The 13,960-nt window shown below is 43.3% G+C and carries 11 protein-coding genes; 10 read left to right on the top strand and 1 reads right to left on the bottom strand.

The genetic code is table 11. The annotated features are described in order from the left end of the window. Positions 1 to 43: 43 nt before the first annotated feature. From rsmH to ftsZ, 10 genes are all read left to right on the top strand, one after another. Positions 44 to 979 (top strand): 16S rRNA (cytosine(1402)-N(4))-methyltransferase RsmH, encoded by a 936-nt coding sequence (rsmH, locus tag LJE09_RS02280; protein WP_008706511.1) that lies wholly within the window; start codon positions 44 to 46, stop codon positions 977 to 979. A gap of 15 nt (positions 980 to 994) precedes the next feature. Then, positions 995 to 1,573: a hypothetical protein gene (locus LJE09_RS02275; RefSeq protein WP_020993617.1), complete on the top strand. Its 579-nt coding sequence runs from the start codon at positions 995 to 997 to the stop codon at positions 1,571 to 1,573. A 65-nt stretch (positions 1,574 to 1,638) separates the two neighbouring features. Continuing rightward, a complete protein-coding gene (locus tag LJE09_RS02270; protein ID WP_008706513.1) occupies positions 1,639 to 3,822 on the top strand; it encodes a peptidoglycan D,D-transpeptidase FtsI family protein in 2,184 nt (727 codons plus the stop codon). A 68-nt stretch (positions 3,823 to 3,890) separates the two neighbouring features. Next, positions 3,891 to 5,726, top strand: a complete 1,836-nt coding sequence (locus LJE09_RS02265) for a peptidoglycan D,D-transpeptidase FtsI family protein (protein WP_227310940.1) — start codon at positions 3,891 to 3,893, stop codon at positions 5,724 to 5,726. Between the two features lie 108 nt (positions 5,727 to 5,834). Continuing rightward, entirely contained in the window at positions 5,835 to 6,791 is a 957-nt protein-coding gene (gene mraY, locus LJE09_RS02260; RefSeq protein WP_025578129.1) for a phospho-N-acetylmuramoyl-pentapeptide-transferase, read from the top strand. Between the two features lie 54 nt (positions 6,792 to 6,845). Further along, positions 6,846 to 8,201, top strand: a complete 1,356-nt coding sequence (gene murD / locus LJE09_RS02255) for a UDP-N-acetylmuramoyl-L-alanine--D-glutamate ligase (protein ID WP_227310939.1) — start codon at positions 6,846 to 6,848, stop codon at positions 8,199 to 8,201. Between the two features lie 86 nt (positions 8,202 to 8,287). Then, entirely contained in the window at positions 8,288 to 9,385 is a 1,098-nt protein-coding gene (locus LJE09_RS02250; RefSeq protein ID WP_227310938.1) for an FtsW/RodA/SpoVE family cell cycle protein, read from the top strand. Positions 9,386 to 9,465: 80 nt separating this feature from the next. Then, on the top strand, positions 9,466 to 10,749 hold the full coding sequence (gene murA / locus LJE09_RS02245) for a UDP-N-acetylglucosamine 1-carboxyvinyltransferase (protein ID WP_227310937.1): 1,284 nt from the start codon (positions 9,466 to 9,468) through the stop codon (positions 10,747 to 10,749). Positions 10,750 to 10,768: 19 nt separating this feature from the next. After that, a complete protein-coding gene (locus tag LJE09_RS02240; protein WP_172679288.1) occupies positions 10,769 to 11,908 on the top strand; it encodes a cell division protein FtsQ/DivIB in 1,140 nt (379 codons plus the stop codon). A gap of 217 nt (positions 11,909 to 12,125) precedes the next feature. After that, positions 12,126 to 13,304, top strand: a complete 1,179-nt coding sequence (ftsZ, locus tag LJE09_RS02235) for a cell division protein FtsZ (RefSeq protein WP_227310950.1) — start codon at positions 12,126 to 12,128, stop codon at positions 13,302 to 13,304. Positions 13,305 to 13,450: 146 nt separating this feature from the next. On the opposite strand, the gene LJE09_RS02230 is transcribed toward ftsZ, so the two are convergent. Beyond that, entirely contained in the window at positions 13,451 to 13,780 is a 330-nt protein-coding gene (locus LJE09_RS02230; protein ID WP_008706523.1) for a DUF1540 domain-containing protein, read from the bottom strand. Between the last annotated feature and the right edge of the window lie 180 nt (positions 13,781 to 13,960).

Raw genomic sequence — 13,960 nt, 5'->3', positions numbered from 1 at the left:
CGTTTGAAGTATCTTGCAAAGTAAATCCAGACAGGAGACGGAGATGGAATTTAAACACAAATCTGTATTACTGGAAGAGACCATTGAAGGTTTAGATATCAAACCGGACGGAATCTACGTGGATGGTACTTTAGGAGGTGCAGGGCATGCCGGTGAGGTATGCAGGAAACTTTCTGCCAAGGGGAGATTTATTGGCATAGATCAAGACCAGGATGCGATAATTGCTGCGAGTGAGAGGTTAGCCCCCTATAAACAGGCGACGATCATTCGCAGCAATTATTGTTACATGGTACAGGAACTGGCAGCAAGAGGCATCTATAAAGTCGACGGGATTCTCCTTGATCTTGGAGTATCTTCCTATCAGCTTGACAATGAAGAACGTGGTTTTACCTACAGGGTAGATGCACCGCTCGATATGCGCATGGACCAGCGCCAGACGCAGACAGCCGGCGATATTGTCAATGGCTATGAAGAAAAAGAATTATACCGTATTATTCGTGATTACGGTGAAGATAAATTTGCAAAAAATATTGCAAAACATATTGTTGCCGCCAGACAGGTGAAACCGATCACAACCACCGGAGAACTGACAGAGATTATCAGAGAATCCATTCCCATGAAGATGCAGGTGAAGTCAGGACATCCGGCCAAGAGAACTTTTCAGGCAATCCGTATTGAGCTTAACAGAGAGCTCGATGTGTTGCGGGATTCTCTGGATGGAATGATCGATATCCTTGATGATGGCGGAAGACTTTGCATTATCACTTTTCATTCTCTGGAGGACAGAATTGTAAAGACGATTTTCAGAAAAAATGAGAATCCGTGTACCTGCCCTTCAGATTTTCCTGTATGCGTATGCGGGAAGAAATCCAAAGGAAAAGTGATCACAAGAAAGCCGATTCTTCCGGGGGAGACAGAGATGGAAGAGAATCCGCGTTCCAAAAGTGCAAAGCTTCGGATTTTTGAGAGAGTATTATAATTAGAGAGGCATGAAATGGCGAGAACGACCAGGAGTGAAACAGCAAGAAGAAGCAGAACCAGTGCCAGAACAAACAGAGGAATGTATGTTGACGGAAATACGGTCAGACGTCTTGCAGAAGTTCCGGAGAGAAAGAGGCAGCCGGGAAGACAGAATCCGGGAAGGCAGCAGACCAATCGAAACCGAAGAGTGCAGGCGAGTCCTGCGCAGGTACCAAGGCAGAAACATCAGTTGAGTAAAGAAGCACAGAAGAACAGGCAGAAGGCGACTGCAATGAACTGGGGATTTGTAGCGTTTCTGGCAGTTGTATGTGTGGCGATATTATTCTGCTCTGTGAAATATCTTCGTTACAAATCAGAGATTACCGCAAAGATGAGTACAGTTGCATCTCTTGAGGAAGAACTGGCAGATTTAAAAGAAGACAATGATGCATATTACAGCCAGGTGACATCAAATGTGGATCTGAATAAGATCAAGCAGACTGCATTGGGGAGACTGGGGATGAAATATCCGTCAGATGATCAGACAGTAACCTATTCTACATCGGGTAACAGCTATGTAAGACAGTATCAGGATATACCAGATTCAAAGTAGGTGATTAATTGAGCAATACGGGAAGAAAGAGTCGAAGAAGACCACAGAGAAAAATAAACCAAAACATGAAAGAAAAGCTGCTGATATTGTTTGGAATTGTGTTACTGCTTCTGGTAATATTAGTGCTGAGAATTACTTATATTAATGCTACCAGTGGAAGCAAATACAAAAAACAGGTGTTAAGTCAGGCACAGCAGAAATATGAGAGCCAGGTACTGCCGGCAAAGAGAGGCGATATTTATGACAAGAACGGAAATATACTGGCTACCAGCAATAAAGTTTATAATGTGATCCTGGACTGTAAAACTGTAAATTCAGATGAGGACTATGTAGAGCCAACAATACGTGCCTTAAATGAGGTGCTGGGGATTGATGAAGAAACAGTGCGTTCTCTTTTGGCCGATTCAAGAACCAGCCAGAGTCAGTATCAGGTACTGACAAAACAGCTGTCTATGGACAAAAAGAAAGAATTTGAAAAATATAAGGCAGAGGATGAAGATTCCGGTCTTACTAAAGCGCAGGCAAAGGAACGGGCAAATATCAAAGGCGTCTGGTTTGAAGAGGATTATCTGAGAAGTTACCCGTTTAATGAAACAGCATGCGATACAATTGGTTTTGCACTGGACAGAGATGTGGCAGATATCGGACTGGAAGGGTACTATAACAGCACACTGACAGGCGTAGACGGAAGACAGTATGGGTATATCAATGATGATTCAGATGTGGAGCAGACCATTATTGCTGCGGTGAATGGAAAAAGCATTCAGACCAGCATTGACATCGGTGCACAGCAGATTGTTGAGAAATATGTTAATGGATTTAAAGAGGCAATGGGGGCCAAGAATATAGGTGTCATTGTTGAAAATCCGTCCACCGGTGAGATTATTGCCATGGATGGTGGTGACCGTTATGATCTGAATAATCCGAGAGATCTTTCCGCTGTATATACAGAAGATGAAATCAAAGCGATGAATGATGTGGAAACAGTGGAGGCTCTGAATGGTATGTGGAGTAATTTCTGCGTCACAGATGCCTATGAGCCGGGATCTGTTGTAAAGCCGATCGTCATGGCTTCTGCATTGGAAAAGGGTGCGATACAGGAAACAGATACATTTGTATGCGATGGATCGCAGACTTTTGGAGATACTATGATCAAGTGTGCGGTTTATCCGAGCGCACATGGCACAGAGACACTGGGAGAGGTGATTGCAAACTCCTGTAATGATGCAATGATGCAGATTGGTGCCAAGATGGGAGCTACTCAGTTTATCAAAGCACAGAGTCTGTTTAATTTCGGAACAAGGACAGGGATTGACCTGCCGAATGAAGGCGCAGGTATTATCCATACTAAGGACAGTATGGGGGAAACAGAACTTGCATGTTCTGCTTTTGGACAGGGTTTTACCTGTACCATGATCCAGGAAATCAATGCGATGAGTTCCGTTATCAATGGCGGATATTATTATCAGCCGCATCTTGTGACAAAGGTTCTTGACAGTAATGGCGGAACTATAAAAACAATCTCGCCGATACTTCTGAAGCAGACGATTTCCTCTAGGATTTCCAGTGATATCAGAAGCTATATGGCATTGAGTGTACAGCAGGGTACCAGCCGTCATTCCAAAGTGCAGGGTTACAGTTCAGGCGGTAAAACAGGTACAGCGGAGAAATACCCGCGAGGAAACGGAAAATATCTGGTTTCTTTTATTGGATTTGCTCCTGTAGATGACCCGGCTGTGGTAATTTATGTAGTTGTAGATGAACCGAATGTAGAGGATCAGGCAAACAGTACTTATCCGCAGTATATTGCACAGGGAATCCTTTCGGAGCTTCTTCCGTATCTGAATGTAGTGCCGGATGAATCTGAAGATGGAACAGTGCCGGAGACAGAATTGTGGGAAGGGTTTAAGGGACATTTAAAGAGTACTTCCATATCGGACAGCGAACTTGACAGTGACGGTAATCTGGTGGATGCAGATGGCAATCTGATAGACTGGGATGGAAACCGGATTGATGAAAACGGATATCTGCTGGATGCCAATGGAGATCACATATTGGATGAGGAAGGCAATTATAAGATGTCTACAAATCTTGTCAGTGCTTCGGGAAGTACGGATGCAGATTCTTCAGGAGATGCAGTATCCAATCCTGATGCACCTGCACCTCTGGAGGATGATGAAGCTGAGACGACTGAGGATAATGACGAAGAGACAGACGGTATTACCAATGAAGAAGCAGGTCTGGAATAAAAACGTATAGTTATAGCTCCGCAGAGAATGGTCATATATTGTTATGACAATCTCTGCGGAGTTTTTTTATGAAAAAAAATATGACGTTTCACAAGAGAAAAATATGGGTGGTATTACTCTGCTGTATTTTAATGATGACAGGCCTTATCGGAAGACTGGTATATCTTATGTGTTTCAGATCAGACTATTATTATAAGAAAGCAAAAGAACTTCACGAAAGAGAGAGAGAGATCAAAGCGGCCAGAGGGGAGATTCTGGATGCAAGGGGAAAAGTTCTGGCATCAAACAGGACGGTATGTACAATCTCTGTGATCCACAGTCAGATTAAAGAACCTGAAAAAGTAATCGCCCTGCTGTCTGAAAAACTGAAAATAGATGAGGCAGAAGTGAGAAAAAGAGTGGAGAAAATCTCTTCCATAGAAATAGTAAAGACAAATGTGGAAAAAAGTACAGGTGATGAGATAAGAGAGTGCAGTCTGGCAGGGGTGAAAGTTGATGAGGATTATAAGCGTTACTATCCATGTGGAAGTCTGGCTTCAAAAGTCATTGGCTTTACGGGAGGTGATAATCAGGGAATTATCGGTCTGGAAGTGAAATATGAAGAAATCCTGAGAGGACAGCCGGGTAAAATCCTGACAACAACAGATGCCAGGGGTGTGGAAATTGATAAATTGGGTGAGACAAGGGAAAAACCGATAGAGGGGAAAAGCCTGATAATCAGCCTTGATGTAAATATTCAGGAATTTGCGCAGCAGTCAGCTTTGAAAGTAATGGAGGAAAAGCAGGCAGAACGTGTATCTATCCTGCTGATGAATCCACAGAACGGCGAAATATATGCATGTGTCAATGTGCCGGAATTTGACCTGAATGATCCTTTTACCCTGACAGATGATCTGAATATGCAGTTAAATGAATCCGGGATAACAATACCGTCGGAAGATCACAATGAACAAAGTGAACTGGCAGTGCAGACAGCATCAGGAAAAACAAATACAGAAAGAAAGCAGGAATTACTGAATCAGATGTGGAGAAATCCCTGCCTGAATGATACTTATGAACCGGGCTCCACATTTAAAATCATCACCATGGCAGCCGGACTGGAGGCTGGTGTTGTTTCACCTGGGGACCGTTTTTATTGTCCCGGATATAAAGTGGTGGAGGATCGCAGAATCCACTGTGCAAAAAGAACAGGACATGGATCCCAGAATTTTGTGGAAGGTGCACAGAATTCCTGTAACCCTGTGTTTATAGAGGTGGGGCTTCGCCTTGGGGTAGAACGTTATTATAAGTATTTCAGACAGTTTGGACTTCTGGATAAAACCGGGACAGATCTTCCGGGAGAGGCAGGAACTATTATGCATCAGAAGAAAAATATGGGAGAAGTGGAACTGGCAACGGTTTCTTTTGGACAGTCTTTTCAGATTACGCCTGTTCAGCTGGCTGCAACAGTAAGTTCACTTATAAACGGAGGCAGACGGGTGACACCGCATTTTGGAGTCGCAGTGTTAAATCCTGACAGAACAGAGGGTGAGAAACTGATTTTTCCGGTAAAGGAAGGAATTGTCTCTGATGAGACTTCGAAGGAAATAAGAGAAATCCTGGAAACAGTAGTATCTCAGGGCTCCGGAAAAAATGCAAAAATTGAAGGATATGCCATCGGTGGGAAAACTGCCACTTCTCAGACACTGCCAAGAAGTGCAAATCGTTATATTTCCTCTTTTTTGGGATTTGCACCTGCAGAAGATCCGCAGATACTGGGACTGTGTATTATTCATGATCCGAAAGGAATCTATTATGGAGGGACAGTAGCTGCACCTGTGATACGTGGTATTTTTGAGAATATCCTGCCATATCTTGGAATTGAAAAAAGTGATGTTTCTGATTTTTCTGCAGAAGGCAATTAGGGAAATTCCGCAGGCAGGGTTGATAAATAAGCAAAAAAGCCTTATACTAAAAGAAATCTGAAAGTAAAAAACTTTCAGGAAAAAACGAAAGAATGAACGAGGTGTAAGATGGAATTTCAAGTTGTAATCCCTGTGCTGATTTCTTTTGCGATCAGCGTTGTATTAGGACCGGTCATCATTCCTTTTCTTCGGAGACTGAAGATGGGCCAGACAGAAAGAACAGAGGGCGTACAGTCCCATTTAAAGAAAGCAGGAACACCTACAATGGGTGGAGTGATCTTTCTGATCGCCACAGCGATAACTGCATTATTTTATGTAGGGGATTATCCGAAGATCATTCCGGTACTGTTCCTGACTCTTGGATTTGGAATTATCGGATTTCTGGATGATTATCTGAAGGTTGTGCTGAAACGCTCAGACGGACTGCTGCCATGGCAGAAATTTTTACTTCAGGTAGTTCTGACTGCGATTTTTGTATTTTATATTGTTAAGTATACAGATATCTCACTGACTATGAGAATCCCATTCTGGAGCGGACATTTCCTGAATCTTGGATGGCTGGCAGTTCCGGTTCTTTTCTTTGCTGTGATCGGTACTGTGAATGGAGTTAATTTTACGGATGGTCTGGATGGTCTTGCTTCCAGTGTGACTCTGATCGTTGCAGTATTTTTTACAGTAGTTTCTATTGGAATGAAATCGGGGATCGAGCCGATCACAGGTGCAGTTGTGGGAGGTCTGATGGGATTTCTGTTGTTTAATGTATATCCGGCAAAAGTGTTTATGGGAGACACAGGTTCTCTGGCACTGGGTGGTTTTGTTGCAGGTACGGCTTATGTGATGCAGATGCCGTTATTTATCCTGATCGTGGGTCTGATCTATCTGATCGAAGTACTTTCCGTTATCATTCAGGTAACTTATTTCAAGGCAACACATGGAAAGCGTATCTTTAAGATGGCACCGATCCATCATCATTTTGAGTTATGCGGATGGTCTGAAACACGTGTAGTTGCGGTATTCTCAGTTATTACAGCGGTTATGTGTATGGTCGCACTGCTGGCACTGTAAGATTTTGGCTAAGCAGATTTCAGCGTTATGCTGATAAAAGGGAGGAAAATTATTATGGAATTACAGGGAAAAAAGGTACTTGTATTCGGTTCCGGAAAAAGCGGAATCGGAGCATCTGACCTTCTGGCAAAGGTAGGAGCATTTCCGGTTATCTATGACGGAAATGCCGAAACAGATAAAGACGCAGTTGTACATAAAACAGATGGGACATATCCGGTCACTGTATATACAGGAGAACTTCCGAAAGAAGTACAGGACAGTCTTGATCTGGTAGTTTTAAGCCCCGGAGTGCCGACAGATCTTCCACTTGTAAAGAGTTTTTATGAGCAGGGACTTCCGGTATGGGGAGAGGTGGAACTGGCATACAGAGTAGGTGACGGTGAAGTGCTTGCCATCACAGGAACAAACGGAAAAACTACTACAACAGCACTTCTTGGAAAAATTATGCAGGATGCACGTGAGTCTGTTTTTGTAGTCGGCAATATCGGAACCCCATATACTTCCAAAGCACTGGAGATGAAGCAAAATTCTGTAACTGTTGCAGAAATCAGCAGTTTTCAGCTGGAAACGATTGATGAGTTTGCACCAAAGGTATCTGCAATCCTGAATATTACAGAGGACCATCTGAACCGTCATCATACAATGGAAGAGTATATACGTGTGAAAGAACTGATCACTGAGAATCAGGGTACAGAAGATGTATGCGTGCTGAATTATGAAGATGAGGTTCTGCGTGAGTTTGGAAAACATCTGACTCCACGAGTGGTATATTTCTCCAGCGGACGTAAACTGGATGAGGGAATTTATCTGGATGGAAATAAAATCATCCTGAAGGACGGAGAAAAAGAAATCGAAGTAGTTAAGACAGAAGATCTGAAGCTTCTTGGAAAACACAATTTTGAGAACGTTATGGCCGCAGTTGCAATGGCTTACTACGATGGAGTATCCTTGGACAGCATCCGTAAGAGTATCTGTGAATTTACAGCTGTTGCACACAGAATCGAATATGTGACAGAGAAAAAAGGCGTTGTATATTATAATGATTCCAAAGGAACTAACCCGGATGCGGCAATTAAAGGAATCCAGGCAATGAACCGTCCGACACTTCTGATCGGCGGCGGTTATGATAAACAGTCCGGTTATGATGAATGGATTGAGGCATTTGACGGAAAGGTACGTTATCTGGTGCTGATCGGTCAGACAAAGGAGAAAATCAAAGAAGCTGCTGAGAAACATGGTTTCCATGACATCATCCTCTGCGAAGATCTGAAAGAGGCAGTAAAGGTATGTGAGGAGAAAGCACAGCCTGGAGATGCTGTTTTGCTTTCTCCCGCATGTGCAAGCTGGGGACAGTTTGATAACTATGAACAGCGTGGAGATATGTTCAAGGAATATGTAAGAAATCTGTAGAATATCTATAAGTAAGAATTATAGCTGTCCGGCAGAGAAAGACGAAGCTGCAGTGACCGGCTATAGATAATTTTGCGGAGAAACAGATGGCGCGAAAAAGAGCGACAGATTTATCAAAAACAGATATGACGATGCTGGTACTGATTGTACTGCTTGTGATTTTTGGCCTGGCAGTATTATTCAGCTCCAGTGAATATAATGGCAGAGTACGTTTCGGCGACTCTGCCTGTTATTTTAAGAAACAGTTATTTGCCACAGCATTGGGTATGGGAGTAATGTATATGGTTTCTTCCATTGATTATCATTTTTTTCTGAGGCTGGGACCAGTGGCATATCTGATTTCAATGTTTTTGTCCGGCGCAGTACTTTTTGTAGGTCAGGAGATCAACGGCTCAAAAAGATGGCTGAATCTTGGACCTTTATCTTTTCAGCCTTCAGAGTTTGCGAAAGTTGCTGTGATCCTTTTTCTTGCATGGCAGATCGAGCGTACAAAAAAAGCAACCAGGGGCTTTGGATTTATGTGCAGGACAATATTGACCCTGCTGCCGATCATTGGTCTTGTAGGTTCAAATAATCTGAGTACAGCGATCATTATTCTGGGTATCGGTGGAATCCTGATTTTTGTATCCAATCCGGGATATCTGGAATTTATCGGGCTTGGCAGCGCAGGTGCAGGTTTCATAGCTGTTTTTCTTGCTGCAGAGAGTTATCGTCTGGAACGTCTTGCAATTTGGAGAAATCCGGAGAAATATGAAAAAGGATTTCAGACGATCCAGGGACTGTATGCCATCGGTAGCGGCGGAATATTCGGCAGAGGATTTGGAAACAGTCTGCAGAAACTTGGATTTGTTCCGGAAGCGCAGAATGATATGATTTTTTCGATTATATGTGAGGAAATGGGAGCAGCCGGAGCTATCCTTCTGATTTTTCTGTTTGCAATGCTTCTGTGGCGGCTGGGTGTGGCTGCCATGCATGCAAAAGATCTGGCCGGAGCTCTTATCTGTTGCGGGATTATGGGGCATCTGGCTCTTCAGGTTATTTTGAATATTGCAGTGGTGACCAATACAATCCCCAATACAGGCATTACGCTGCCTTTTATCAGCTATGGAGGAACTTCGGCAGTGTTTCTTCTTGGGGAAATGGGACTTGCGATGAATGTTGGGAAATGTGACAGGATAAATTGAATTACAGGTTTCAGAATGACGTAACATATAATAGAAAAAGCCATAAACTGTAAAGTAAGAGACTCTTTGGGAGCAAAAGGTTGGATGAAATCCATGTAACAGGTAAAGCTTCTCTCAGCGGAGAGATTTTTATACAGGGATCTAAAAATGCAGCACTTCCAATGATAGCCGCATCTCTGATGCACAGAGGACTAAGCATTCTGAGGGGATGCCCCAGAATTTCAGATGTTTTTTGTATGGAAGAGATTTTGAAAAGTCTTGGTGCAGTGACCTGGTGGGACGATCATGATCTTTATCTGGATTGTTCCTGCGCAGACGGAACAGAAATTCCTGCAGTCTATACAGGCAGAATGCGTTCTTCGATCATTCTGGCAGGTGCGGTGCTTGCAAGAAACAGAAAATGCAGGATAGGGTATCCGGGCGGATGTACGATCGGGAAAAGACCAATAGATCTCCATCTTATGGCACTGAGAGCACTTGGCGCGGATGTCCGGGAAAATGCATCAGGCCTGGATGGAGAATGTGTCAGATTTGAAGGGCAGGATATTGTGTTTCCGAAATCGAGTGTGGGAGCTGCTCAACAGGCAATACTGGCAGCAGTTCTTGCAAAAGGTGTAACACATCTTTATAATTGTGCGAAAGAACCGGAGATTTTCTGGCTCTGCAGATATCTGAAAACAATGGGAGCATTGATAGAAGGAGAGGAAACCGGTGAAATTACGATCAGAGGAGTGGATGAACTGAAAAGCGGAGACTACCGTATTCCTCCGGATCGTATTGTTGCAGGCACCTATCTGTGTGCGGCTGCGGCAGCAAGAAGTAAGATTATTCTTCATAATGTACCTGTGGAGGAATTGCAGTCGTTTATGGAAGTATATCGGAAAATAGGTGGACAATATCAAGTAAATGGTGGTACACTAGAGGTCAATGGAAAGAATGCTGTCAGACCGGCTGTTTTAGTAGAAACGGAAATTTATCCGGGTTTTCCCACAGATCTGCAGGCTCCGTTGATGGCAGTACTGACAGGTGCGCAGGGACAGAGTACCATACGGGAAAATATTTTTGACCGGAGATTTGGCAGTGCTTTTCAGATGAAAAAAATGGGCGCAGATATTTCCGTAAGCGGAAACCAGGCAATCATAAGAGGGGGAAAAACTCTTAAGGGAACACAGGTACAGGCAGGAGATCTCAGAGGTGGTGCAGCCCTGCTCATTGCAGCACTTATGGCAGAGGGAGAAACCTGTGTTACAGGAGCCGGGTTTATCAGCAGGGGCTATGAGCATATCTGTGAAGATTTACGGACTTTGGGCTGCAGAATATGGCAGCCGGGGACAGAGGATTTGAGGACTTATGAGAGAAAGTAATTATGGGAAAAGACCTCCTATGAGCAAAAGGACGAAGAAGATGCTGGCAGGTATGATAGGCGCCGGAGTTATGGTCGCTGTGATAGTATTTTTTTCCTATTATAAAGTAGATACTGTTGAGGTGAGGGGAACTTCCCATTATACAGACGAAGAAGTAAAGAATATGGTGCTTCGGGGACCGATGGCTTCCAATTCGGTCCTTGCACCACTGCTCTACAGCACTACAAATACAGAGGACATTGCATATGTAGATGCATTTAAAGTTACCCAGCTGAACCGAAATACCATCTGTATCAGCGTAAAAGAGAAAAAAACAGTCGGATGCATCCGATATCTTGACAGTTACATTTATTTTGACAGAAATGGCATTTTTGTGGAGGGTTCTCAGAACAGAGATGAGACGGTTCCGTATTTTGACGGAATTCAGGTGAACAGCATCGTGATGGATGAGAAACTGGATATTAAAGGAGATACTGTACTGAATACAGCTGTAGCATTGTCTACAATCTTTCAGAAAAATGATATGATCCCCGATCATATTCAGTTTGACAGCAGCTATTCTATCAGCCTCATCTATGGGGATATAACTGTTCAGCTTGGAAAAGATGCTGATCTGGAAGAGAAGATGAACCGAGTGATAGCGATTCTGCCCAAAATTCAGGGAAAAAAAGGTATTCTTCATATGGAGAGTGTGGCTACGGAGTCCAATACCTTTGAAGAAGAACTGGAACAGGAAGAAGTTACTGCTGAGAACTGGAATGGCGGTTATGATGAAGATGGCAATTATACCGGAGACGGCGAGTATGACGAGGATGGTAATTATGTAGGTGCAAAACCGAAGACTGCTCTTGAGGAAGCAATTGAGAACTGGAATGGCGGTTATGATGAGGAAGGGGATTATACCGGAGCAGGTGAGTATGACGAATCCGGTAATTATGTGGGACCGAAGCCTACACAGGAATCTCTGGATGCGGCATCTGATGAGTCGGGAGACGGTTCAGGAGATGAAAGCTTTGCAGATGACCAGAGTTCTGAAACTTCAGAAGATGGAGAAAGTGATTCATCATATGACGACGGAAACTCAGATGATTCAGATGGATATGGTGATTATACAGAAGATAGCAGTGATTATCAGGGGGATGATTCTGAGGGATATTGATAGTATATGGAAACTTTGAGATCAGAGAAGGCTCCGTACACTGATACAACATATTTACCGGAATTGCCGAAAAAGAGTGAAAAAAGTATAAAAAAACAAAATTAATGGTTGATTAATTCCCAAAAAAAATATATGATATATCTATATGTAACTTTGATATAAATCACTGAAAAGGATATCAGGTATAAATAAAGGAGGAAGTACGTTGTTAGAGATTATGTCAAACGAGGCTGAATCATCTGCCAAGATCATAGTGATCGGTGTAGGTGGAGCCGGAAATAATGCAGTAAACAGAATGGTGGAAGAGGCCATCGGCGGAGTAGAGTTTGTAGGTGTTAATACTGATAAGCAGGCTTTAACTCTGTGCAAAGCTCCAACTGTACTTCAGATTGGCGAGAAGATTACCAAAGGTCTTGGTGCAGGAGCCCAGCCTGAGGTTGGACAGAAAGCAGCAGAGGAGAGCATTGAAGAAGTAAAACAGTTAATGGAAGGTGCGGATATGGTATTCGTTACCTGTGGTATGGGAGGCGGAACCGGAACCGGAGCTGCACCTGTTATCGCAGCAGCAGCGAAAGAAATGGGTATCCTTACAGTTGGCGTTGTTACAAAACCTTTCCGTTTTGAAGCAAGAACTCGTATGAATAATGCACTTGCAGGCATTGAGAATCTGAAGAAAGCAGTGGATACATTAATCGTTATCCCGAATGATAAATTACTGGAAGTTGTAGATCGCAGAACAACCATGCCGGAAGCTCTGAAGAAGGCTGATGAAGTTCTGCAGCAGGCAGTACAGGGCATTACAGACCTGATCAATCTGCCGGCTCTGATTAACCTTGACTTTGCAGACGTTCAGACTGTAATGACAGACAAGGGAATTGCCCATATCGGTATCGGTGAAGCAAGAGGAGACGACAAAGCTATGGAAGCTGTACAGCAGGCCGTATCTTCTCCACTTCTTGAGACAACCATCAAAGGTGCTACACATGTTATCATTAATATTTCCGGAGATATTTCTCTTATGGATGCCAATGATGCTGCAAGCTATGTACAGGAGCTTACAGGTGAGGAAGCAAACATCATCTTTGGTGCCATGTATGATGATACAGTTGCTGACTACTGCAGAATCACAGTGATTGCAACAGGTCTGAATGATGATAACCTTCAGCAGACCCCTTTCGGAAAAAGAAGCACAGCTTCTTCCTTTGGTGTAAGAAGACCTTCTTCCACAGCAACGACAGGTACAGCAACAGCCGGAACTGCAACAGGAAGCGGTATGAACATGCCTAGCTTCAGCCTTCCAACTATGAATGCCACACCATTTGGAGCATCTAAGACTCCGTCAAGCACTGTTCAGAAGAAGGATATCCAGATTCCGGATTTCTTAAGAAACAGATAGGATTATCTGTTTTGCAGTGAAATAATTTACAGACAGACAAAAGAGACATATTCCATATAGATGGACATGTCTCTTTTTTTGACCAGATCAGGGAAGTTCATTATCCCTGATATACGGGTGAAAATCCTGTTGCCATGGTGTTGATATTATGCGCCACAATGGCACTGGAAGGTGTCACATCTTGTATCGGAAGATGCATGTGCATTAGAGCCGTCTACCTGAATGGAGGATGCTGTACATTTGCAGTTATCATTATAGGTACAGTTATGGGCTTTGCAGTCGATCTGGATTTTGTCGCAGCCACAGTCATCTGTATAGCTGTCTTTCATGGAACTGCCGGTTCTCTCTCGGAAACTGCCGCAGCTTGTCTCATTTGCAGAAGTAGCATTTTCGCCTGTCACGTCAATATCACCCTTTGAACAGAGCTGTTCTTTGTTGTAAACACAGGTCATTGCTGAACATTTAAGAATTGTCATAGAGTTACCCTCCTGAAAAAATCTGAGATAACTATTCAATACTGCTGTAGTGCAAGAGTACTGAACAGTTACATTGAATAAGTTTCGGAGATAGGATGTGCAGTTTGAGAGAAAATATACATGAGATCGTTACTGTTCACTCCGTTCACAGTAACGTAGCCAAAATTCATTCCAGATTGC

The organism is Blautia sp. DFI.3.45 (assembly GCF_020593505.1).
GTDB classification, from domain to species: Bacteria; Bacillota; Clostridia; order Lachnospirales; family Lachnospiraceae; genus Blautia_A; species Blautia_A wexlerae.
This window is presented reverse-complemented; position numbering and strand designations above follow the sequence as displayed.